The sequence below is a fragment of the Phyllobacterium sp. genome (assembly GCF_037994405.1).
Classification (GTDB): Bacteria; Pseudomonadota; Alphaproteobacteria; order Rhizobiales; family Rhizobiaceae; genus Phyllobacterium.
Genome location: NZ_JBBNAN010000220.1, coordinates 1 through 23,329 on the forward strand (window position 1 = coordinate 1; position 23,329 = coordinate 23,329).

Annotated in this window: 20 protein-coding genes, 1 other RNA gene, 1 pseudogene and 1 riboswitch; of the genes and pseudogenes, 11 read left to right on the forward strand and 11 right to left on the reverse strand. The window is 57.5% G+C overall.

The genetic code is table 11. The features are described 5' to 3' along the window. From AAAC48_RS12150 to ffs, 3 genes and pseudogenes are all read right to left on the reverse strand, one after another. A partial coding sequence (locus AAAC48_RS12150; protein WP_340654419.1) for a YbaB/EbfC family nucleoid-associated protein occupies positions 1-322 on the reverse strand: 322 nt, incomplete at its 3' end. Positions 323-339: 17 nt separating this feature from the next. Beyond that, a pseudogene (locus AAAC48_RS12155) lies at positions 340-2,184 on the reverse strand (DNA polymerase III subunit gamma/tau); the annotation flags it as partial. Between the two features lie 95 nt (positions 2,185-2,279). Further along, positions 2,280-2,376, reverse strand: an RNA gene (gene ffs / locus AAAC48_RS12160) — signal recognition particle sRNA small type. 69 nt (positions 2,377-2,445) lie between these two features. On the opposite strand from ffs, the gene AAAC48_RS12165 reads away from it, so the two are divergent. Continuing rightward, positions 2,446-2,850, forward strand: a complete 405-nt coding sequence (locus AAAC48_RS12165; protein WP_340654443.1) for an HIT family protein — start codon at positions 2,446-2,448, stop codon at positions 2,848-2,850. A gap of 51 nt (positions 2,851-2,901) precedes the next feature. Next, positions 2,902-3,843, forward strand: coding sequence for an NAD(+) diphosphatase (gene nudC, locus AAAC48_RS12170; RefSeq protein ID WP_340654420.1), 942 nt, complete (start codon positions 2,902-2,904; stop codon positions 3,841-3,843). Positions 3,844-3,846: 3 nt separating this feature from the next. On the opposite strand, the gene AAAC48_RS12175 is transcribed toward nudC, so the two are convergent. Then, complete coding sequence (locus AAAC48_RS12175) at positions 3,847-4,710, reverse strand: prephenate dehydratase (RefSeq protein ID WP_340654421.1); 864 nt, start codon at positions 4,708-4,710, stop codon at positions 3,847-3,849. A gap of 2 nt (positions 4,711-4,712) precedes the next feature. Continuing rightward, the gene (locus AAAC48_RS12180) at positions 4,713-5,453 is read right to left on the reverse strand and encodes a 3-deoxy-manno-octulosonate cytidylyltransferase (RefSeq protein WP_340654444.1); all 741 of its coding nucleotides are present in this window, start codon (positions 5,451-5,453) and stop codon (positions 4,713-4,715) included. 259 nt (positions 5,454-5,712) lie between these two features. Here AAAC48_RS12180 and AAAC48_RS12185 point away from each other — a divergent pair, with 259 nt between their 5' ends. The 8 genes from AAAC48_RS12185 (at position 5,713) to AAAC48_RS12220 (ending at position 15,928) form a co-directional block, all read left to right on the forward strand. Continuing rightward, positions 5,713-6,402, forward strand: a complete 690-nt coding sequence (locus AAAC48_RS12185; protein WP_340654422.1) for a cytochrome c family protein — start codon at positions 5,713-5,715, stop codon at positions 6,400-6,402. A 110-nt stretch (positions 6,403-6,512) separates the two neighbouring features. Then, positions 6,513-8,417, forward strand: coding sequence for an extracellular solute-binding protein (locus tag AAAC48_RS12190; RefSeq protein WP_340654423.1), 1,905 nt, complete (start codon positions 6,513-6,515; stop codon positions 8,415-8,417). After that, the gene (locus tag AAAC48_RS12195) at positions 8,414-10,285 is read left to right on the forward strand and encodes an extracellular solute-binding protein (protein ID WP_340654424.1); all 1,872 of its coding nucleotides are present in this window, start codon (positions 8,414-8,416) and stop codon (positions 10,283-10,285) included. Before AAAC48_RS12190 ends, AAAC48_RS12195 begins: the two co-directional genes overlap by 4 nt. A 30-nt stretch (positions 10,286-10,315) precedes the next feature. Next, positions 10,316-11,419: a microcin C ABC transporter permease YejB gene (locus AAAC48_RS12200; protein WP_340654425.1), complete on the forward strand. Its 1,104-nt coding sequence runs from the start codon at positions 10,316-10,318 to the stop codon at positions 11,417-11,419. Further along, the gene (locus AAAC48_RS12205) at positions 11,419-12,555 is read left to right on the forward strand and encodes an ABC transporter permease (RefSeq protein ID WP_340654426.1); all 1,137 of its coding nucleotides are present in this window, start codon (positions 11,419-11,421) and stop codon (positions 12,553-12,555) included. The genes AAAC48_RS12200 and AAAC48_RS12205 overlap by 1 nt, the downstream gene beginning before the upstream one ends. Continuing rightward, entirely contained in the window at positions 12,552-14,180 is a 1,629-nt protein-coding gene (locus tag AAAC48_RS12210) for an ABC transporter ATP-binding protein (RefSeq protein WP_340654427.1), read from the forward strand. Before AAAC48_RS12205 ends, AAAC48_RS12210 begins: the two co-directional genes overlap by 4 nt. Continuing rightward, positions 14,177-15,136, forward strand: coding sequence for a glyoxylate/hydroxypyruvate reductase A (locus AAAC48_RS12215; protein ID WP_340654428.1), 960 nt, complete (start codon positions 14,177-14,179; stop codon positions 15,134-15,136). Before AAAC48_RS12210 ends, AAAC48_RS12215 begins: the two co-directional genes overlap by 4 nt. A 49-nt stretch (positions 15,137-15,185) precedes the next feature. After that, a riboswitch (FMN riboswitch) is annotated at positions 15,186-15,349 on the forward strand. Between the two features lie 78 nt (positions 15,350-15,427). Continuing rightward, positions 15,428-15,928 (forward strand): 6,7-dimethyl-8-ribityllumazine synthase, encoded by a 501-nt coding sequence (locus AAAC48_RS12220; protein ID WP_340654429.1) that lies wholly within the window; start codon positions 15,428-15,430, stop codon positions 15,926-15,928. Positions 15,929-16,093: 165 nt separating this feature from the next. Here the strand turns inward: AAAC48_RS12220 and AAAC48_RS12225 are convergent, their stop codons facing one another. The 3 genes from AAAC48_RS12225 to AAAC48_RS12235 all read right to left on the reverse strand — a co-directional run bounded on the left by AAAC48_RS12225 (position 16,094) and on the right by AAAC48_RS12235 (position 18,750). Next, positions 16,094-16,966, reverse strand: coding sequence for an NlpC/P60 family protein (locus AAAC48_RS12225; protein ID WP_340654430.1), 873 nt, complete (start codon positions 16,964-16,966; stop codon positions 16,094-16,096). Continuing rightward, positions 16,963-17,313: a MarR family transcriptional regulator gene (locus tag AAAC48_RS12230; RefSeq protein ID WP_106664559.1), complete on the reverse strand. Its 351-nt coding sequence runs from the start codon at positions 17,311-17,313 to the stop codon at positions 16,963-16,965. The genes AAAC48_RS12225 and AAAC48_RS12230 overlap by 4 nt, the downstream gene beginning before the upstream one ends. A 66-nt stretch (positions 17,314-17,379) precedes the next feature. Continuing rightward, positions 17,380-18,750: a leucyl aminopeptidase family protein gene (locus tag AAAC48_RS12235; RefSeq protein ID WP_340654431.1), complete on the reverse strand. Its 1,371-nt coding sequence runs from the start codon at positions 18,748-18,750 to the stop codon at positions 17,380-17,382. A 134-nt stretch (positions 18,751-18,884) separates the two neighbouring features. Here AAAC48_RS12235 and AAAC48_RS12240 point away from each other — a divergent pair, with 134 nt between their 5' ends. Continuing rightward, positions 18,885-19,718 (forward strand): tetratricopeptide repeat protein, encoded by an 834-nt coding sequence (locus tag AAAC48_RS12240; protein ID WP_340654432.1) that lies wholly within the window; start codon positions 18,885-18,887, stop codon positions 19,716-19,718. A 62-nt stretch (positions 19,719-19,780) separates the two neighbouring features. On the opposite strand, the gene AAAC48_RS12245 is transcribed toward AAAC48_RS12240, so the two are convergent. Genes AAAC48_RS12245 through AAAC48_RS12255 form a run of 3 tightly spaced genes read right to left on the reverse strand, consistent with a single transcriptional unit; the run spans position 19,781 to position 23,325 of the window. Continuing rightward, positions 19,781-20,812, reverse strand: a complete 1,032-nt coding sequence (locus tag AAAC48_RS12245; protein WP_340654433.1) for a type II secretion system F family protein — start codon at positions 20,810-20,812, stop codon at positions 19,781-19,783. Positions 20,813-20,826: 14 nt separating this feature from the next. Then, positions 20,827-21,840 carry a type II secretion system F family protein gene (locus AAAC48_RS12250; protein ID WP_340654434.1) on the reverse strand — a complete coding sequence of 338 codons (1,014 nt, stop codon included), beginning with the start codon at positions 21,838-21,840 and terminating at the stop codon, positions 20,827-20,829. 15 nt (positions 21,841-21,855) lie between these two features. Continuing rightward, positions 21,856-23,325: a CpaF family protein gene (locus AAAC48_RS12255; protein ID WP_340654435.1), complete on the reverse strand. Its 1,470-nt coding sequence runs from the start codon at positions 23,323-23,325 to the stop codon at positions 21,856-21,858. Positions 23,326-23,329 lie beyond the last annotated feature (4 nt).

Here is a 23,329-nt window from a genome sequence, read left to right on the forward strand (position 1 = left end):
AGAACGGCAGTTTGAAACCGGGCGGTATCGGCAGGCCAGCGGTTAGAGCCTGCGTCTTCTCCGCCATGATCGCCTCGACCTTCTGCTTGGCTTCGTTGTGCGCGGCGATGATCAGATCCTCGATGACCTCGATGTCATCTTCCTTGAACAGCGATGGATCGATGGTCAGTGCCGTCAGCGCACCCTTGCCGGAAAGTTTGACTGTAACGAGACCGCCGCCTGCCTGGCCTTCGGCCTCCAGTGCAGAAATTTCTTCCTGCATGGCAGCCATCTTGGCCTGCATTTCCTTGGCCTGTTTCATCATGCCCATAATGTCACGCATGGGAAAACTCCTGTTGTTCAATCATCTTCGTCGACTGGTGCCAGTGTATCATCACCCGGCGCCGCACCGTTCGTCATTTCGCCGTCAGCCGACCCGGCAGGTGTCGCGATGCGTACATTGATGATCTTGGCGCCGGGAAATTTCGACAGGATCGCCGCCACATCCGGATCAGCCCGCGCATCGCTCAACAGCGAATCGCGCTTGGCCGTTTCGGCTTCGCTGATTGTGGCGCTGCCCTGCTCGCGTGACAACGATACCATCCAGCGGATGCCGGTCCAGTCACTCAATTTTTGCGACAGGTCAGTCAAAAGTGTCTTCGGCGCGTTGTCGGTCAGGTTGATCTCAAGCCGGCCGGGCCTGAGGCTGACAAGGCGCACGCAATTCTTGACCATGATCTTGAACTGCATGTCGCGCTGCTTGTCTGCCAGCGCGATAATATCCTCGATGCTGTTAACCGGCACCGTTGGCGCCACTTCCCCGACCACCGGCTGCGGCGGAGCGATCGGCTCGGGCCTTTGTGCTGGTTCGACGAGACGCATGGTGGCACCACCATTGGCACCGACTGAACCACGTGACGAAGCGAGCGCATCCGCAGGTGCAGGACGCGCCATGGTCGCACCACCATTGCCCGGACGGGGCCCGTCGGTGCGCGGCGTTTGAGCGGAGAGCGTTCCGCCTTCCTCAAGCGATTTCAAAGCCTCGTCAAGCGTCGGCAAATCGGCAGCGTGAGCGAGCCGGATCAAAAGCATCTCCGCCGCCTGAACCGGGCGGCTGGAATTGTCCACCTCGGCAATGCCCTTCAAGAGCATTTGCCAGGTGCGCGACAACACACGAATGGACAGTTTCTCGGCAAAATCCCTGCCGCGTGTGCGCTCGTCTTCCGACAGAGAAATGTCATCGGCAACATCCGGCGTGAAACGGATACGCGTGACGAGGTGGTTGAAATCGGCAAGGTCAGTGAGAACGACGCCCGGGTCAGCGCCAACATCATACTGCGCGCGGAACTCGCGCAGGGCGGACGCAACATCGCCGCGCATCAGCATCTCGAACAGGTCGATGATACGTGCCCTGTCGGCAAGACCGAGCATCGAACGCACGGCTTCAGCGTCGACGGTCCCCGCGCCATGAGCAATGGCCTGATCGAAGATTGACAGCGAATCACGCACAGATCCCTCTCCGGCGCGGGCAATCATCGCAAGCGAGGCATCGTCCACACTGATCGCTTCGAGGTCGGCAATCTTCTTCAAATGCTGCGTCAGAGCGCTGGTATCGATGCGGCGCAGATCAAAGCGCTGGCAGCGGGAAAGGACCGTGATCGGGACTTTGCGAATTTCCGTCGTGGCGAAGATGAACTTTACATGCGGCGGCGGTTCTTCCAGCGTCTTTAACAGACCGTTGAAGGCCTGGTTGGAAAGCATGTGCACTTCGTCGACGATGTAGACCTTGTAGCGCGCCGAAACCGGGCGGTAGCGAATCTGCTCGATGATCTCGCGAATATCGTCGATGCCCGTATGGGAAGCAGCGTCCATCTCGATCACATCGACATGGCGACCCTCCATGATTGCCTGGCAGTGTTCGCCGGCAATAGTAAGATCGATCGTCGGCTTGTCGATTTCGGTGGTCTTGTAATTGAGCGCGCGCGCCAGAATGCGGGCGGTGGTGGTCTTGCCAACGCCGCGCACACCGGTCAGCATCCATGCCTGAGCAATGCGGCCAGTCTCGAACGCATTCTTCAGCGTGCGGACCATCGGCTCCTGGCCGATCAGATCATCAAAATTCTGCGGGCGATATTTGCGGGCGAGTACGCGATAGGCGCTGTCTGCCGTTTTGGTGTCCATCGCGTTTGATTCCGCTCCTGCATTAACTTCTCGCGTGCGTCACAAGTTTGGACCGCCATGCACCGCAGCGTCAATGCCGATTGACGGCTTTGACACAGGCAAGGTGACAAAGAAGAAGGGTGGGAGGCTGGCACGGCGACCCGTGCCTGGCTCGTTGGGGCTGCTTCCTTCCGGACCTGACCCGGTTGGCGAGTGGCTCGTCCACCACCAACCTCCCGAGGCTCATATCGTCAATCCGCGCGCAAAAAGCAAGCGGGATGGCGAAAAAACTGTTATCTAGTATGAATCATGACTTTTACGCTCGACAGTAAACTTGCAGCAGACACATTTTCCATTGCAAGGCTGGGCCTCTGCGATCTGCGGCTGATGAATGATCGCCGCTGGCCCTGGCTGATCCTCGTGCCACAACGCCCCGGTATCTGCGAGATCCACGAACTCACGCCACTCGATCAGACCATGCTTACCTTCGAGACCGGCATCGCGGCGCAGGCATTGAAGTCTGTCGTCAATTGCGAAAAGATCAACACCGGTGCCCTGGGCAACATCGTTCGCCAGCTTCACCTCCACGTCATTGCCCGTAATACGGGCGATCCGGCCTGGCCTGGGCCCGTCTGGGGACATGGCACACGGGAACCCTATGGCGAAAAAGACGCCAAAGCCTTTGCGAACGCCATACTCAAGGCTATCTAATCAACATAATGACTCAGTCCCCTTCCGGACCAGTTTTCTGGAGTTCCACCCATGCCATTTCGCCTATTCGATGTCCCTGAAACGGAAGCAAGTCATTTTGTTGGCTTTGCCGGCAACAGGATCAACCGCCATTCGGAAAAGCGTAGCGATGATGTGGTGACCACCGCGCTGGTCAATGCCAGTGCACGCATGCTGCTGATCGGGCAAGGCCAGGTCCTGGTGGAGCAGAGCAGTTCAGGCAATGCACTTTTCAGCCTAAAAGAGGCCACAGCGCTATTGCCTGTTGCGAACAAGACCATCTATCTCGGCATGCAGGATGATATGCCTGTTCTCGCATCGCCAAGCGGTCTTGACTTCACCGCCCTGCCCGAACCCATTAGAGCCATCGACTACCGCTCGGTCTATACCCAGGGGCTCATTCCGCCAGATCAGCTTGGCGCGATGGCGCAGGCGGTCTCGCTTTTGACATGGCACGACAATCACAGGTTCTGCGGGCGTTGCGGCGCGGAAACAGTGATGCGCGACGGCGGCTACCGGCGCACCTGCCCCAATTGCGACGCGCAGCACTTCCCCCGCACTGATCCGGTCGCGATCATGATGGTGGTGCGGGGCGACAAATGCCTGCTGGCGCGTGGTCCGCATTTCGGCCCGGGCATGTATTCCTGCCTCGCCGGGTTCATCGAGCCCGGCGAAACCATAGAAAATGCGGTTCGCCGCGAAACACTGGAAGAGGTGAACCTGCCGGTTGGCCGCGTCCTCTATCACGCCAGCCAGCCCTGGCCGTTCCCCTATTCGCTGATGATCGGCTGCCATGCCGAGGCACTGTCCGATGAATTCGCCCTCGACAGGGCCGAGCTTGAGGATGGCCGCTGGTTTTCGCGCGATGAGGTCGTAACGATGCTCGGCCGCACCCATCCGGACGGGTTGATGACGCCGCCACCCGGTGCCATTGCTGCACATCTCATCCGCAGCTGGGCGGAGAGCCGGGTTTAGACCCTACTCTTCCTCGCCCTGCGTGCTGCGGAATGTCGTATCTGCGGGATAAACCCCGAGGATACGCACTTCCTTGGAGAAGAATTCGAGCTCGTCCAACGCGTGTGCGACATTCTTGTCGTCGGGATGTCCCTCGATATCGGCGTAAAACTGGGTGGCCGTGAATTTGCCGTCGATCTGGTAACTCTCGAGCTTTGTCATGTTGACCATATTGGTGGCGAAACCGCCCATGGCCTTGTAGAGCGCCGCCGGAACGTTGCGGACGCGGAAGACAAAGGTCGTCATCATGAGTTCGTCAGATGTGCGCGGCGCCCATTTCTTGGTCTTGTTGAGAACGACGAAGCGCGTGACGTTGTTCTCGGTGTCCTCGACATCCTCTTCCAGAATATCAAGGCCATAAAGATCAGAGGCCAGACGCGGCGCCAATGCCGCCATCGACTTGTCCTTGACATCGGCAACGAGCCGCGCGGCCCCTGCCGTATCACCGGAAATCACCGGCTTCCAGCCATTCTTGCGAATATACTTTCGACATTGACCGAGTGCGTGAATGTGGCTGTGGACCGAGGTTATGTCGCTACGCTTGGTCCCTGGCAGCACCATTAGCTGAAAATGGATCGGCAGGAAATATTCGCCGACAATGTGCAGGCGCGATTCCGGCAGCAGATGATGAATATCGGCAACGCGGCCGGCGATCGTGTTCTCGATCGGGATCATGGCAAGATCGGCCGTCCCGGTCTCGACCGCATTGAACGCATCCTCAAAGGTCGGGCACGGCATTGGCTCCATTTGTGGAAACATGTTGCGGCATGCGGTGTCGGAGTTCGCCCCGGGTTCGCCCTGAAAGGAGATGCGATTGGTCTTGACCATTATCAATTGCCTTTTATGTGGTGAAGAATGTCACGTGCCCGTTCAAGATCTTCGGGCGTGTCGACGCCGAGTGGCACCGAATCAACGATTTCCACGTCAATGCGCATGCCGGCTTCCAGGGCACGCAATTGTTCGAGGCGCTCGCGCCGCTCCAGCGGCGACGGACCAAGCCTGACGAAGCGCTCAAGCGCAGCACGGCGATAGGCATAAAGCCCGATGTGGTGGTAGAGGGGGCCGTCGCCCGATGGCGCAGTCGCGCGCGTAAAATAAAGCGCTCGCATCTGGTTCTTGCCGATCGTGGAACCGATGATCTTCACGACGTTCGGATTGGTTTTCTCGTCCTCGCGGCGGATTTCAACGCCAAGCGTCCCGATGTCCGCAGGACCATTTTGCAAGGGAAGAAGTGCACGCTTTATGATATCGGGATCGATGGTCGGCAAATCGCCCTGCACATTCACCACTGCATCGACGCTTCCGTCAGGATCGAGTGCCAAAAGGGCCTCGTAAATACGGTCAGAACCAGATTCGTGATCGTTACGGGTCATGACCGCCTCAAGCCCATTCGCTTCCACGGCGGACTTGACCTCGAGACTATCGGTGGCAACCACGGTGCGGCCAAGCCCCGCAGCCACTGCCCGTTCTGCCACATGGACGATCATCGGCTTGCCGGCAATATCGGCCAGCGGCTTGTCTGGAAGCCGCGTCGAAGCCATTCTGGCTGGTATGAGTGTCAATATTTTCATCATCGCGAACGCGCCTACGGTGTCAAAAAGTCTCAGGCAGAACCGCCCTTATATGTGTTGCAAGTCGTGAGCAAAAGACCTAGTTTCCGCGCGATCACGAGGGGACTCTCATCACAAATGCAGTGATCTGCATTGACCAGATATTGGGACTCTCCGCAAGTGTGCTGAACACAAAGCTCCTGTATTGCCCTGGCAAGCGAGAACAGGAACTCCGCATCAAGCACATTTGAACAGGACACAAATGGAGCAATGATCGACGATGGATTCGACCCCATTCAACAAATATGCCATGGCGTTTCTGGCAACCGTTTTCGTTGTCATGACGGCGGGTATCCTGTCCGATTACCTGTTCGATTCCCATGCTCCGGAAAAGCCGGGTTATATTATCCAGGCCGCTGAAGCGGCTGGCGAAGGTGAAGCTGGCGCCGGCGCCGCACCGGCTGCCGTCACGCCGATCGCAACACTCCTGGCTTCGGCCGATGCAACCCGCGGTGAAGCGGTATTCAAGCGCTGCCAGGCCTGCCATACCGGCGAAAAGGGCGGACCGAACAAGGTCGGGCCCAATCTCTGGGACATTGTTGACCGTCCTATCGCAACACATGATGGTTTCAGCTATTCCGGCCCGATCAAGGACTTTTCCAAGGGCGGTCAGGAAAAGTGGACCTATGACCACCTCAACCACTTCCTGACTTCACCAAAAGGCTACATCAAAGGCACCGCCATGGGCTTTGCCGGCGACAAGAAGGACAATGAGCGCGCCGATCTGATCGCCTATCTGCGCACGCTGTCCGATAATCCGAAGCCGCTTCCGACTGCTGACGCTGCTCCCGCCGATGCGGCCAAGCCGGCAGAAGGCGCTGCCAAACCTGCACAAGGTGCGGCGAAACCAGCCGAAGGTGCGGCACCTGCAGCTCCGGCTGCCCCGGCAGGCGAGAAGCCGGCCAACTAAGATCACCAACCAGATCATGCGAAAGCCGGGCCAACGCCCGGCTTTTTTGTTTGAACATCCCGTGTTTTTTCAGGGAAGGCCTGTTCTCTGCCGCATTTTCTCTTAGACTGATGATCAAAGAGAACCTGTGGAGACTTGATTTGCGATTTCGCCCCTTCGTTGCCAGCCTCGCCTTCCTTGCCGCTGTCACCATTGGCACTGCCGATAATGCGCAAGCGGCAGAACCGGAATGGCGGACGGGAACCAGTCTCCTTGGCGAACCGAAATATGGCGCCGACTTCAAACATTATGACTATGTAAATCCTGACGCGCCAAAGGGCGGAACGCTGAACCTGACTGTCGAGGGCAGCTTCGACAGCCTTAATCCCTACGTCGTTAAGGGCAGCCCGGCCGCAGGTCTCGTCGGTTTTGGCGGCGGACTGCTCTATGACACGTTGATGAATCAATCGCTCGACCAGGCGTCGACCACATACAGCCTGATTGCCGAGCAAATGGCTTATCCGGAAGATTTTTCCTGGGTCAAATTTCGCCTCAACCCAGCCGCCAAATGGCATGACGGCGAGCCGATCACAGTGGATGACGTCATCTGGACCTTCAACGTCCTCAAAGCGCAAAGCCCGCTCTACAACAAGTATTATCACGACGTAGCAAAAGCTGAGAAGACTGGTGAGCGCGAGGTAACATTTACATTCACCAGTGGTGGCAACCGCGAACTGCCGAATATCATGGGTGATATGGTTGTCCTGCCTAAACACTGGTGGGAAGGGACAGACCCCTCCGGCAAGAAACGCGATGTGAGCAAGCCAACGACGGAAATCCCGCTTGGCTCGTCGGCCTATAAGATCGAAAGCATTGCGCTCGGCAAGACGATCGTCTGGAGCCGCGTCGCCGATTATTGGGGCAAGGACCTGCCGGTGAATGTCGGTCGCAACAACTTCGACCATATACGCTACGAATATTTCCGCGACGCAAATGCCAGCTGGGAGGCGTTCAAGAAGGGTGGTTTTCAGGATTACCGTCAGGAGAATCGCATCGGCCGCTGGACGCGCGAATATGATTTTCCAGCTGTCGCCAAAGGTGACGTGATCAAGAAGACCTTTCCCTTTCACTCGATTGGGCGCATGCAGGGCTATATCTTCAATGCGCGCCGCGACAAGTTCAAGGATCCGAAGGTACGCGAAGCGCTTACCTTCGCCTATGATTTTGAGAGCATGAACAAGAACATGTTCTTCGGTCAGTACAAACGGATAAACAGCTATTTTGCCGGGATCGACCTTGCATCGAGCGGACTGCCAAGTGGAAAAGAGCTGGAGATCCTCCAATCTGTGCGCGGTCAGGTGCCGGATGAGGTATTCACCAAGGAATTCAAGCTGCCGGTCTATGACACACCGCAGGCGTCCCGCGAAAATCTGCGCCGCGCCGTTATGTTGCTGCGCGAAGCCGGTTACGACCAGAGAAATGGTAAGCTTGTCAATACGGAGACAGGGCAACCGCTGACCATCGAATTTCTCGCGGATGATCCGAGCGATGAACGTATCTTCGGACCGTTCATCGAGAGCCTCCGGCGTATCGGCATCCAGGGCACGATCCGGGTTGTCGACAGCAGCCAGTATGTCTCGCGTGTGAATGATTTCGACTATGACGCGATTATGATCGTCATGGCGCAGACGCAGTCGCCCGGCAATGAGCAACGTGATTTCTGGAGTACCGCCGCGGCCGACACGCCTGGCAGCCGCAACTATATGGGCATAAAGAATCCGGCCATCGACAAGCTGATCGACAAGGTTGTGTTTGCCAAGGATCGCGACGAGCTTGTCGCCGCTACCCACGCGCTCGACCGGGTCTTGTTGTGGAATTTCTATGCAGTCCCGCAATGGTATGACGACAAGATCAACATCGCCTACTGGAACAAGTTCGGCATGCCGGAGAAACAACCGGAGTATTCCGGTATTGATCCGTTTTCGTGGTGGATCGATAGCGCCAAGCAACAGGCTCTGAGGGCACGTGCCGAATGACGCACATCAACCGCCGCGATCTGCTGAAAATTTCCAGCGCGACAATCCTGACTGCTGTGGCCCCTCGCCTGGCACTGGCAGAGGTGGCAACGCAAACACCGCTGCATGGATTGTCGGCCTTTGGCGAGTTGAAATATCCGAAGGACTTCACGCATTTCGACTATGCCAGTCCGGACGCGCCAAAGGGCGGCACCTTCGCCTTTTCGCCGCCAACCTGGCTGTACAACCAGTCACCGCAAACCTTCAATACACTCAATACGTACTCGGCCAAGGGCGACGCGCCGCCGCGCATGGAATTGTGCTTCGATACGTTGATGGCTTCGGCGCTAGACGAACCCGATTCCATCTACGGGCTGGTAGCCAAGACCGTGACTGTCTCAACTGATCGCAATTCATTCACGTTCAAATTGCGTCCGGAAGCGCGGTTTCATGACGGCTCTCCCATGACGGCGCACGATATCGCCTTCAGCTTTCAGACCTTGCAGAAAAAGGGACATCCCGAGCTTCTGCTGTTGCTGACGGAAATGAGGGAAATCGTCGCGCAAGACGATCACACGCTTCGCCTTACCTTCACAGGCAAGCACTCCGACCGCGCCATCCTGGACATTGCCGCCAGCATGCCGATCCTTTCGAAAGCCTGGTATGCGGCACGTGATTTCGAAGCGTCAACTCTGGAGCCGCCGCTCGGCTCCGGTGCCTACCGCGTCGGCAATGTCGCCGTCGGACAAGGTATCGAATACGAACGTGTCGAGGACTACTGGGCCAGGGATTTGCCGGTACAGCGGGGGTTTAACCATTTCGACAGGATCAAGATCGAATTCTTTCGTGACCGTCAGCCGGAATTCGAGGCCTTCAAGAAAGGCGAGATTTTCTGGCGCAAGGAGGCGACGGCCAAGACCTGGGTAACGGAGTATAATTTTCCGGCCATTCAGCAGAAACGCGTATTACAGCGGGAGTTCTCCGGCGAAAAGCGTCCCCAAATGCAGGCATGGGCGGTCAACCAGCGCCGCGAGCATTTCCGCGACCCTCGGGTGCGAGAGGCCATTGCGCTGTGCTTCGATTTTGAATGGACGCAGAAGAACCTGTTCTACGGCATGTATGAGCGTTCGCAATCGCTGTTCGAGCAATCGGATTTCCGCGCGAGCGGCAAACCGTCGCCGGAGGAACTTGCGATCATGGAACCGTTCCGTGACCGGCTGCCTGAAGGTATTTTCGGTGAAGCAGTAATCCAGGCGCCTTCCGATGGATCGGGGCGCGATCGCAAGAATTTGCGGCGCGCGGTCGAACTCCTGAGCGAGGCGGGGTTCAAACGCGACGGCAACAGCTTCGTTGACAACGCCGGCAAGCCGCTCAATCTCGAAATGCTGATCCAGGCGGAGGTGTTCAGCCGCGTCTATTCTCCGTTCATCAACAACCTGCAAGCGATCGGCATCAACGCATCGCTGCGGCTTGTCGATCCTGCGCAATATCAGATCAGGTTGCAGGACTTCGATTTTGACATCATCGGCATAGCCTATTTACTCAGCCCTACACCAACACGGGAGTCGCTCCAAACCATGTTCGGCTCGCGGGCCGCTAAAGTACCCAGCTCGACAAATTTCCCCGGCATTGCAGATCCGGTCATCGATGCGCTCATCGCAAAAGTCAGCGAGGCTCACTCACGCACTGAATTGATTGCAATCCTGCGTGTTCTTGATCGGCTCTTGCGTGTAAGACGCGACTGGATTCCAAATTGGTATTCAGCGAATCACCTGGTCGCCTATTGGGACATGTTCGGCTTCAAGGAGCCAAAACCCGATTATGGTTTTCCGGTTGAGACGCTCTGGTGGTTTGACGAAGCAAAGGCAAAGGCAATTGGTAAGGTTTGATTTGATTGCGACAATGAGAGGGAGCTCCTGATGGGAGCTTACATTCTCCGTCGCCTGGCTTTGATGGTACCGACCCTTTTCGGGGTCTTGCTTGTCTGCTTCGTGATTGTGCAATTCGTGCCCGGCGGCCCAGTCCAGCGAATTATCGGTCAGCTCACCGGTCAGGGCGGCAACGCCATGGACCGCATCGGCGGCGGCGGTGCCGACTTTGGTCAGAACCAGGATCAGATCGGGCTTGGCGAGGGCAATTCCAAGTATCGCGGTGCACAGGGGCTCGATCCTGCTTTCATCGCCAGCCTTGAAAAGCAATTCGGTCTAGACAAGCCGCCTCTGGAACGCTTTGGCCTGCTTGTCTGGAACTATCTGCGCTTCGATTTCGGCAAGAGCTATTTTCGCGATATCAGCGTCGTCAATCTGATCAAGGAGAAGCTCCCCGTCTCCATATCGCTTGGCCTGTGGATGACGCTGCTTTCCTACATGATCTCCATTCCCCTCGGCATCCGAAAAGCCATCAAGGATGGTTCTACGTTCGATATCTGGACGAGTGGCGTGATCATCGTGGGCTATGCGATACCAGGCTTCCTGTTCGGTATCATGCTCATCGTCTTTTTTGCCGGTGGTTCGTTCTTCGACTGGTTCCCCTTGCGCGGCCTCACCTCGAACAATTTTTCCCAGCTCTCGTTCTTTGGAAAGATCGTCGACTACGCCTGGCATTTGACCTTGCCTCTAACCGCCATGCTGCTCTCGGCCTTCGCCACGACGACGCTGCTCACCAAGAACTCATTCCTCGATGAAATCCGCAAGCAGTATGTGACAACAGCACGCGCCAAGGGTCTGAGCGAGCGCAAGATCCTTTACGGCCACGTGTTCCGCAACGCGATGCTCATCGTCATTTCCGGCTTCCCGAGCGCGTTCATCTCGATCTTCTTTACCGGTCAGCTCTTGATCGAGGCGATCTTCTCACTCGATGGCCTTGGTCTTCTCGGCTATGAATCGATCATCAACCGCGATTATCCAGTGGTGATCGCTACCGTATATATCTTCGCGCTTGTCGGCGTCGTTGTCAGTCTCCTGTCTGATCTTCTCTACACATGGATCGATCCTCGTATCGATTTCGAGCGGAGGGACGTCTGATGACTGATGTTGTTGGCGCACCGGCCGTTCCTGTGCGACGTCCGCGCCTGTCACCGCTCAATGCGCGCCGCTGGCAGAACTTCAAGGCCAACCGGCGTGGCTGGTGGGCACTGTGGATTTTCCTCTTTCTGTTCGTTGCCTCGCTGTTTGCCGAGTTCATCGCGAATGACAAGCCGATCATTGTTTCCTACAAGGGCGAAATCCTCTTTCCGGTTCTGGTCGATTATCCCGAGGAGAAATTCGGTGGCTTCTATGCGCTCACCGACTATCGCGATCCAGTGATCCAGGACGAGATCAACGCCAATGGCTGGGCCATCTGGCCGCCGGTTCGCTACTCCTACCGCACCGTCAACAACGAGCTTCCGGATACCGCACCGTCAAAGCCCTACTGGCTCTACACACCTGAGGAGCGCTGCGCCCGCTATGCGCAAGGTGTCAATGATCCCAATTGCACCTTCGGCAACATGAACATTCTCGGCACGGACGATCAGGCGCGCGACGTTTTCGCTCGTGCGCTTTATGGCTTGCGCATCTCGGTACTGTTCGGTCTGATCCTGACCGCCGCCTCCGCCGTTATCGGCGTCACCGCCGGCGCGCTGCAGGGCTATTTCGGCGGCTGGCTCGATCTCATGGCCCAGCGCTTCATCGAGATATGGTCTTCGGTTCCAACGCTCTATCTGCTCCTGATCATGGCGTCGATCCTGCCGCCTGGCTTCTGGATCCTCCTTTGCATAATGCTTCTATTTTCCTGGGTCAGTTTCGTCGGCATTGTCCGCGCGGAATTCCTGCGCGCCCGCAACTTCGAATATGTCAACGCTGCGCGGGCGCTCGGCGTGCGTAACCGCACGATCATGTTCAGGCACCTCCTGCCCAACGCCATGGTGACAACGCTGACCTTCCTGCCCTTCATTCTCAATGGATCGATCACGACGCTGACCTCGCTCGATTTCCTCGGTTTCGGCCTGCCGCCCGGCTCACCGTCACTTGGGGAGTTGCTGGCGCAGGGCAAGAACAACCTGCAGGCGCCCTGGCTTGGCCTCACCGGTTTCATCGTCATATCGCTGATGCTTTCGCTGCTGATCTTTGTCGGTGAAGCGACGCGTGATGCCTTCGATCCGCGCAAGGCTTTCAAATGAGTGCCCCGCTTCTTTCGGTGCGAGACCTTTCCGTCGCCTTCACGCAAGGGGGCCGCGACACGCTCGCCGTCGATCATATTTCCTTCGATATCGCGCAAGGCGAAACCGTGGCGCTTGTCGGCGAATCCGGTTCGGGCAAATCCGTCTCGGCCCTGTCGATCCTGAAACTCCTGCCCTATCCGCCAGCCTCCCATCCATCGGGCCAGATTCTGTTTAATGGCAAGGATCTTCTGAAGAGCAACGAGAACGAGCTGCGCCGGGTGCGCGGCAACGACATCACCATGATCTTCCAGGAGCCGATGACCTCGCTCAATCCGCTCCACACGATCGAGGATCAGATCAGCGAGGTCTTGAAACTGCACCAGGGCATGGGCGACAAGGCGGCGCGTCAACGCACTTTGGCACTGCTTTTGGAAGTCGGCATCCGCGAGCCGGAAAAGCGCTTGGACGCCTATCCGCACCAGCTCTCCGGTGGCCAGCGTCAGCGCGTCATGATCGCGATGGCGCTCGCCAACAAGCCGAAGCTGCTCATCGCCGACGAACCGACCACGGCACTCGACGTGACGGTTCAGGCGCAGATCCTCAAGCTTCTGGCAGAACTCAAGGCGGCGCAGGGCATGTCCATGCTGTTCATCACCCATGATCTCGGGATCGTGCGCAAGATCGCCGATCGCGTCTGTGTGATGACGGGCGGCAAGATCGTCGAGACCGGACCAACAAAGCAAATCTTCGATAATCCGCAACACGCATATACCCGGCATCTTCTGGCGGCAGAGCCGAAGGGGAATCCGCCATCCGCCAATCTCGCCGCCGCCCCGGTCATGCACGGCGAACAAATCAAGGTCTGGTTCCCGATCAAGCAGGGCTTCCTGCGTAGGACCGTCGATTACGTGAAGGCAGTTGACGGTATCGACGTGACGATCCGCGCCGGACAGACACTCGGCGTCGTCGGCGAATCCGGATCGGGCAAGACCACCCTTGGCCTCGCGCTGTCGCGGATGATTTCGTCAAAGGGCGTGATCCGCTTTGGCGAGAAGGACATCAATCAATATTCGTTCAGGCAGATGCGGCCGCTGCGCCGCGAACTGCAGATCGTATTTCAGGATCCTTATGGGTCACTGTCCCCGCGCATGTCGATTGCAGACATCATTGCGGAAGGGTTGCAGGTGCACGAACCCAAGCTGTCGCCGGACGAACGCGACGTGCGTGTCGTTGCGGCACTAAAGGAGGTCAATCTCGATCCGGAGAACCGCTTCCGCTACCCGCATGAGTTTTCCGGCGGCCAACGCCAGCGCATCGCGATCGCCCGAGCCATGGTGCTCAATCCGCGATTTGTCATGCTGGACGAGCCGACCTCAGCGCTCGACATGAGTGTCCAAGCCCAGGTTGTCGATCTCCTGCGCGCATTGCAGCAGAAGCACAATCTGGCGTATCTTTTCATCAGCCACGACCTGAAAGTGGTCAAGGCGCTTGCCAATGACGTGCTGGTGATGCGCAATGGCACGGCAGTGGAATATGGAACGTCGGAGGAGATCTTCGCTCGCCCGAAGACTGACTATACCAAAGCCCTGATGGCCGCGGCCTTCAGGATAGAAACGGCCGAACAGGGAGCGGTTAGTGAATGACTGGAAATGCAAGCGACACAATTCTGTTGGCCGTTACGGGATGGGATCCAGAGATCTGGCGGACCGAGTTCGCCAAGGCTGCACCAAGCCGCAAGCTGGTGCTTGACGCCGATACGGACAAGGAAAAAATCCGCTACGCCCTCGTCTGGAAGCAGCGTCAGGGCTCGCTCGCTGGACTGCCCAATCTGGAGGTGATCTTCTCGCTCGGCGCTGGTGTCGACCACGTCTTTCACGATCAGCAGATACCGGATGTTCCCATTGTCCGCATCGTCTCACCGGACCTGACCATGCGCATGAGCGAATATGTGGTGTGGCAGGTGCTTGACCACCAGCGCCTCGGCTTGCGCTATCGCCAGCAGCAGAGCCAGCGCATCTGGCACGAGGACCGGCGCCAGCCAGCAGCCCACGAGGTCACGGTCGGCATTCTCGGCCTCGGCGTGCTCGGGCGGGATGCTGCGCAGAAGTTGCGCATGCTCGGCTTCCGGGTCAGCGGCTGGAGCCGCCGCCTGCAAACGATTGAAGGTGTCACCACTCATTTCGGTAAGGATGGGCTCAAGGACTTCCTCAAGGATGTGGACATTGTCGTGTGCCTGTTGCCGTTGACCCCGGAAACCAAGGGCATCCTGTCGATGACGATATTCGCGCAAATGAAAGCAGAGGGCCCGCTCGGTGCACCGACACTGATCAATGCCGGCCGCGGCGGACTGCAGAACGAACCCGATATCCTTTCAGCGCTCGACCGCGGCATGCTGTCAGCAGTGACGCTCGATGTGTTCAACAAGGAGCCCCTGCCGAAGGACAGCCCGCTGTGGACACATCCGCAAGTCATGATCACGCCGCACGCGGCCGCGAGTTCAAGCCCCCAGGCGCTGGTTCCGGAGATCGTAGCTCAGATCGAATCCTACGAGCGCGGCGAACCATTGAAAAACATTGTTGACCGGGCGGCACAATATTAGAAAAATTTGGCTTTGACGGCTAATGCCCTTCGATTATGGTGCGGCCGTTAAGTGTTCTCAGGGCGGGGTGCAATTCCCCACCGGCGGTAATCACTGGGTATCCTCGGGGTATCAGGTGCGAGCCCGCGAGCGCCTTCCAGCTCGCTGGAAGGGTCAGCAGATTTCGGTGCAATTCCGAAGCCGACGGTATAGTCCGGATGAAAGAGAACAACTGAAAGGCCGGACCGCCGTATGGCGGTCTTTGCCATCTTTGGTTGTGCCCTGATTCACGTCACCTCGAAGGAGAAAGACATGGATCAGTTCCAGAATAGCAATATCCCGCAAAGTTCGGCGCCAGCGCCGCGCATCGCTTTCATCCAGGCGCGATGGCATGCGCAAATCGTCGATCAATGCCGCATCGGCTTCGAAGATGAAATGCAGCGCCAAGGCGTCAAGCCCGAGCGATTGGACGTGTATGACGCGCCGGGCTCGTTTGACATCCCGCTGCTTGCCAAGAAGCTGGCTCAGACAGGGCGCTACGACGCGATCGTCGCTGCCGGCCTCGTTGTCGACGGCGGCATCTACCGGCACGATTTTGTCGCCGGAACCGTCGTTAATGCACTTCTGGCAACACAGCTCGAAACCGGTGTTCCTATGCTGTCAGCTGTGTTGACCCCGCATCATTTCCAGGAAAATGCGCAGCATATCGACTTCTTCACCCGGCACTTTTTGATCAAGGGTCAGGAAGCCGCCCGCGCCTGCCTCAAGATCATCCATACGTTTCGGCAGGTGGCGCAGCTGACGGCAGCCTGAAGCAGCCTGATCTCTGCCCTTGAGGGAGAAAAAGCGAATTTTCGGCATCCTAGCAAGCACAGCGAAGCTCAAGTGCCAGAAATCGCAAGAGAGGGGATCTGCAATCACATAATACCCCTCTCTTGGATTTTCTATGGGTTAGCGCCGCTAACCCTTAGAAAATGCTTACAACCGCCGTATTGCCGTTGGCTTGCCGTAGAGATAGGCGATGCGCTCGATGGCATCGCGCAGCGGTTCAAGCGTCACGCTCATCGTATGGCCGCTGGCATGCAGCAGCATGGAATGGCTTGCCATCATGGCGACATGCCCCTTCCAAAAGACGAAATCGCCGCGTTGCAGATTGTGATAGTCTTCGTCGGGCTCAATGAGGTCGCCGATGGAAGCCGCCTGCATATCGGTGTCGCGCAAGACCGGCAGTCCGGTCATCAGCAGCGAAAGCTGGATGAGGCCCGAACAATCGATGCCGAGCCCCGACACGCCACCCCAGAGATAGGGCGTGTGCATCAGCGTTTCGGCGACGGCGACATGGTCTTCCGTCACCTCGTCGATCGGCACCAGATGCTTCGCGATGACCGCCTCTCCACTCGGCAGGATGCCATAGAGCGTGCCGCGCCGTTCCTCACCACCCGTAATGGTGACCAATGAGCCCATCGAGAGCGCCTTCGTGCGTGGATACTTCAGATCCGAACCCGGATAAAGAAATGTCCTTGGAGCAATAATGATATGCGTCGGCTCGTACGAACGGCGGTCGAGCGTGGTATCCACCACATAGCCGACATAGCCGTCGCGCTCGTTCTGGACCCAGCACCAGCCATTGTCGTCCTCGAAGACCAGAACATCATCGCCGTAGAGAAATTGCGTGGTTAGGCCGGCATCGCCGCGCGGCTCGGAGCGCACATCAACAACCGGATCGGTGATACGCATGGGCTTGCCTTCAACAAAGCGTTCCGCCTCGACCATGTCGCGCAGCCTTTCGTCAGCCAAATCCGGCCGAAATGCATTCAGCCGTTTATCCAAGGTCGGTGTTTCAGCTTTCAAAGCGGCAATCCTCTTGCTTTGGCGATAACGAGATCGCCGAGCCTTTCAACATAGAGCGCACCTTTTACCGTTCTCTTGACGAGAACATTGCGCTTGTCCTTTTCGTCGCGGTGGCGATCGACCAGCCCATAGCCACCCATTGTGTCAAGAGCACGGGTAATGACCGGTTTCGTTACACCAAGCTTGGCCGCCATGCCGCGTATGGTGTGCGGCGGCGGCTCCAGATAGACGGTCAGGAGCACAGCCAGCTGCCGCATGGTGAGATCATGGGCATCATCACGCACTTCGGACAGCGCGATCTCCTTCCACAATGTCAACGCCTGCATCGGCCTCAGTTCGATCAACATCAACGGTTTCCGAGATCATTTCGGTTCCGTTCCATTTTAGTCGCGGCGGCGACGGGTGCAAGCCGCTCATTTGGCCGGAAAGCGCTCTTTCAGAAGATGGTAAAGCGCGCGTATTCCTTGCGCTTCGCCGCCAATCGGCGCATGCGGCTTCTCGATCGGGTTCCAGCCGAAAATATCGAAATGTGCCCATATTTTTGCCTTGCCGACAAAACGCTGCAGAAACAGTGCCGCGGTGATCGATCCGGCAAAACCGTCGGTCGTCACATTGTTCATATCGGCGACACGCGAAGAGAGCTTGGTGTCGTAAGGCTGCCACAAGGGCATGCGCCAGAGCGGATCGGCAACGGCTTCCGAAGCCTTGGCGACATCAAATGCAAAAGCATCGTCATTCGAATAGAATGGCGGCAGGTCAGGACCGAGCGCAACCCGCGCAGCTCCCGTCAATGTTGCCATATCGACGAGGATTTCCGGTTCCTCGTCATCCGCGAGCGCCAATGCGTCGGCCAATACCAGCCGCCCTTCCGCGTCGGTATTGCCAATCTCGACCGTCAGGCCCTTGCGGCTGGTTAACACGTCGCTTGGCCGGAATGCATTGGCGGAAATCGAGTTTTCGACAGCCGGGATCAGGACACGCAACCGAACCGGCAGCTTCGCGTCCATGATCATGCTGGCTAGCGCCAGAACGTTTGCGGCACCGCCCATATCCTTCTTCATCAGGAGCATGCTGCTCGAAGGTTTGATGTCAAGGCCGCCGGTGTCGAAACAGACGCCCTTGCCGACAAGCGTCACCTTCGGTGCATCCTTCTTGCCCCATTCAAGGTCGATCAACCGCGGTTCCTCACTTCCGGCGCGGCCGACTGCATGGATCATCGGAAAATTTTTCTTAAGCAGGCCATCGCCCCTGATCACACTGACGGAAGCCTTGTGCTCGTCGGCCACCTTGCGCACGGCAGCTTCCAGCGCTTCAGGCCCCATATCATTGGTCGGCGTATTGATCAGGTCGCGAGCCAAAGCCACGGCCTTCGCCACCCGTTTCACATCGGTCTTGTCCGCGCCATCCGGCAATGTGAGCGTGACATCAACATCGTCCTTTTTTGTATAGCGCGTAAACTTGTACCCACCGAGAAGAAACGCCAGCGCCGTGAGATCGGGCTCATTGACCGAACACGCCAGATGCCAGCAACCGTTCGGCAAGCAAGTTGCCAGTTTTCCGGCGACAAGTCTGGAATCATCCTTGCCTGTCCCGAGCACAGCTCCAGATATTTGGCCATTTTCGCCAGGAATAATCAGAACGCGGCCCGACTGCCCGTCGAAGCCATTCGCCTTGGCCCAGGCGAGTGCCGCGCTATCTAGCCCTGTGCTTTCCAACGCGCCCTTTTGCACAAGCCAGACCGGCTTGCTGTGTGCCGGTTTCTTGCCTTTGATCTCACTGGCCATAGCGGCTTCCTCCTCGGTCGACCTTCTTCTGCACCGGTATGACGTCGTTAACGGTCCATTAGGGTTAACAGAATATTTCTAATCTCGGGATTGGGTTAATGCACAGGTGATTTGTGCTGCAGATGGGGCAAACTATGACAAGCGCAGGCATTATTCAACGTAATCGCCGCTTCATTTTTTCTATCGCTATTGTAGCCCTTGCGGCCGGTATTTCGGGCTGCACCACCACCGACAAGACCACAACTGGTTCGATCGCGCCTGCCGCAGGCACCAAGGACACCTTCCCGGCCGGCAATTTCGACCAGATGAACGAACAGCAACTGCTGCAGGCATCGACCAGTCTCGGCACGCGGTATCAGTCCAACCCCAAGGACAAGCCAACGGCGATCAAATTCGCCACCGTATTGCGCATGACAGGCCGCAGCGATCAGGCCCTCGCGGTCATGCGCAGCCTGGCCATCGCCTATCCAAAGGATCGTGAAGTTCTTGCAGCCTACGGCAAGGCACTTGCCAGCAGCGGCGAATTCGAAGCCGCGCTCGATGCGCTGCGCCGTGCCCAAACTCCGGAATATCCCGACTGGAAACTCCTTTCAGCAGAGGGCGCGATTCTCGACCAGATCGGCAAGACCGGCGAAGCACGTGATCTCTACCGCCAGGCGCTTGAAATAGATCCCAATGAGGCATCGATCCTTTCGAATATGGGCATGTCCTATGTGCTTTCCGGCGAATTGAGCACGGCTGAAAGCTATATGCGCAAGGCTGTCGCCGCCCCGGGTTCCGATAGCCGCGTCCGGCAAAATCTGGCGCTCGTGGTGGGACTTCAGGGCCGATTTGATGAGGCCGAAACAATCGCAAAACAGGAACTCTCGCCGCAGCAGGCTCAGGCCAATGTCAAGTACCTTCGGTCAATGCTGGCCCAACAGAACTCATGGAACATGCTCAAGGACAGGAACAAACCCAAGGGCTGAACGGCCCGTCTGAAAACAAGAAGGCCGCTCCCCAGCGGCCTTCTTTTTTGTAAGCGGGCGTTTCATTGTCGCTTGGCCGTTGCTTGCCCGAAGATTCCTCCCTGCGACGCTATCTGGATGAAGGCTGGACCGAGAATAACCGAAAACAGGACGGGCAGGAGAAAAACGATCATCGGCACCGTCAGTTTTGGAGGCAGTGCAGCGGCCTTTTTTTCGGCCTCCATCAAACGCGCCTCACGGCTTTCATCCGAAAGTACACGCAGTGCGCTGCCAATCGACGTTCCGTAACGTTCGGACTGCGTCAACGCCTGCACCACGGACTTGACCGTCTCAAGTCCTATACGACTTGCAAGGTTTTCATAGGCCTGGCGCCGCTCCGGCAGGAATGACAATTCCGCGTTGGTCAGGACAAGTTCCTCGGCCAGCTCGGCCGATTGAACGCCGATCTCCTCCGAAACTTTCTTGAAGGCTGCTTCGATCGACATGCCAGATTCAACACAGATCAACATAAGGTCCAGCGCATCCGGCCACGCCAGCTTGATCGATTGCTGGCGTTTGCTCGCGCAATTGCGGACATAAAGATTAGGCAGATAGAAACCGACATAGGCCCCGGCGAAGCAGGCGGCCAAACGGATCATGGTCGATTTCTCTGCAAGCCCGCCCATGCCGAAAATCCAGAAGCTTGTCAAAGTGAGCGTGACGAAGGGCAACCCGAACCGTGCCACCAGAAAGATGTTCAGCGCATTCTGGCCGCGAAACCCAGCCGTACGCAGGGATGTGATCGTCTTTTCGTCGGCGAGTGCGCGCTGAAGATCCAGCTTCTCGACGAACTGGCGAACACCCCGCCGTTCCGTCATGCGTAACGAACCGCCGGCGTTCTTGCGGCGGCTGTCACTTTCGGTCGCCATGCGGGCGCGCTCGCGCGTCCTGATCTGATCCCGCTCTAGCGCAACCGATTTCATCCGTGATTTCAGACTGGATCCTGACAGCATCGGCATCAGGAAAGTCATGAGGGTTGCAAAGATCGAAATTCCGACGAGGACCGCAAAGATGAAAGCCGGATCATGCATGGCTTTGGCGATGGTGGTAATCATACCGCTTCTTCCGATCAAAACTTGAAGTTGATCATCTTTTTCATGATCAGGATGCCAATCGACATCCAGGTGCCAGCGCAGCCCAGGATGACATGGCCCGTATCGGTCGTGAAAAGGATCATGATGTATTGAGGGCTCGTCAGGTAAACCAATGTTGCAACGATGAACGGCAGCGCCCCGATGATATAGGCCGAGGCTTTGGCCTCCATGGAAAGAGCTTGAACCTTGGCCGCCATTTTCTTTCGATCGCGCAGCACGCGTGAAAGATTGCCGAGTGCTTCGGAAAGATTGCCGCCCGCCTGCGACTGGATCTGGATGACGATGCCGAAGAAGCTTGCTTCGGGACATGGCATATATTCCGACATCCGCATTGAAGATTCAGGAATGCTGATGCCGACTTGCTGCGCATCGACCATCCGGCGAAATTCGCTCCGGACCGGCTCCTGCGCTTCCAGAGCGATAAGCCTTATCCCGTCATTGAGAGGCAGGCCGGATCGGAGCGCCCGCACGATAACATCGATGGAATTCGGAAACTCGTTGAGGAAGGCCTTGATGCGGCGGGCGCGGCGGAAATAAACGAACCAGCGCGGCAGGCCGAAGGCGCCGGCCAGAAGCAATCCGGGTGCCAGATACAGCGGCGATCCCAGAATCAGGCCCAGTATGGTGACGATGACACCAGTGACGACCGAATATATGTAGAAGCGCGGGACAGGCACCTTCATTCCCGCCTGCATCAGCAGCATCTTCAGGGGCGGTGACTTGATGTTCTTGTCACGCAGTTTCTGGCGCTGCTCGATATCCTTTAGCGTCTCCTGGACAGACTTGCGGCGTTTGGCTGCCTCGGCCTGTTTGTCTCTTACAGCGAATTTGCCAAGACTGTCGGTTGCCGCCAGCTTGACAGTCTTCAGGCGTTCTTCTGATTTCTTTTCCCATGCAATCGATTCAAAGAAGAAAACATAGGCGAGCGCAGCAAAAGTCAAAGCAACCAGGCCAACAAATGCGAGCTGCACAGGGTCAAGCCCGAACATGATAGCGTCCTCCGGTCATCCCTTTGCCACTTCCATTGAATCGAGTGCGTTGGCAAGACGCCTGTCTTCATTGAAATAACGCGCTCTTTCCCAGAAATGGGGGCGGCTGATCCCCGTCGAGACATGCTGGCCGATAAGCCGGCCATTGGCATCCTCGCCAGTGATCTGGTAGACGACCAGGTCCTGCGTGATGATTACATCGCCTTCCATACCGACCACCTCGGAGATATGGGTTATGCGCCGCGAGCCGTCGCGAAGGCGGGCTGCCTGGATGATGATATCGACCGAACCGACGATGATTTCGCGGACCGTTTTTTGCGGCAGCGCGAAACCACCCATGGCAATCATCGATTCGATACGGCTGAGGCATTCCCTCGGACTGTTGGAGTGAATGGTGCCCATGGAGCCGTCGTGACCGGTGTTCATCGCCGAAAGCAGATCGAAAACCTCCGGTCCGCGTACTTCGCCGACGATAATCCGTTCAGGCCGCATGCGCAGGCAGTTCTTGACGAGATCACGCATGGTGATCTCGCCTTCACCTTCCAGGTTTGCCGGCCTTGTTTCGAGACGCACCACATGCGGCTGCTGCAGCTGCAACTCGGCCGAGTCCTCGCAGGTGATTATGCGTTCATCCTTGTCGATATAATTCGTCAGGCAGTTGAGCAGCGTCGTCTTGCCGGAACCCGTACCGCCGGAAATGACGATATTGCAGCGAACGCGGCCAATGATCTGCAGCAGTTCCGCACCCGCCGGAGAAATCGCGCCAAACCGGACGAGCTGGTCAAGGGTCAGCTTGTCCTTCTTGAACTTGCGAATGGTCAGGACCGGTCCGTCAATGGCAAGGGGCGGCGCGATGACATTGACACGAGAGCCATCCGGCAGACGCGCATCGCAGATAGGGCTCGATTCATCAACCCGGCGCCCAACCTGGCTAACGATGCGCTGGCAAATGTTCAAGAGCTGCTGGTTGTCACGGAAACGGACACCCGATTCCTGAACCTTGCCGAGCACTTCGATATAGGTCTTGCGGGCGCCATTGACCATGATGTCCGCAATGTCATCACGAGCCAGCAGCGGCTCGAGCGGACCGTAGCCAAGAACGTCGTTGCAGATATCGTCGAGCAATTCCTCCTGCTCGGAGATCGACATGGCGAAGTTTTTGATCGCGATGATGTCGTTGACGATATCGCGAATTTCCTCACGGGCGACTTCGGGATCGAGCTTTGAGAGCTGCGCCAGATCGATCGTATCGATCAGGGCGGTAAAGACCTGGGATTTGGTGTCGTAATAGGCTTCGTTCTTCTCGCGCAGGGGCGCAGCAGGCTTCGGCGGTTCAACGGGCGTGCGCTTTGGCTCAAGAATATCCCGCGGCAACCGCGCCGACTCAGCTGCCGTTGTTCCCAACGGCAACGCGGCCTCGAGCGTTACCGCCCGGAATTCCTGGGTTTGCTGATTTGCACCGGCATTGCCGCGTTTACCGAACATGATG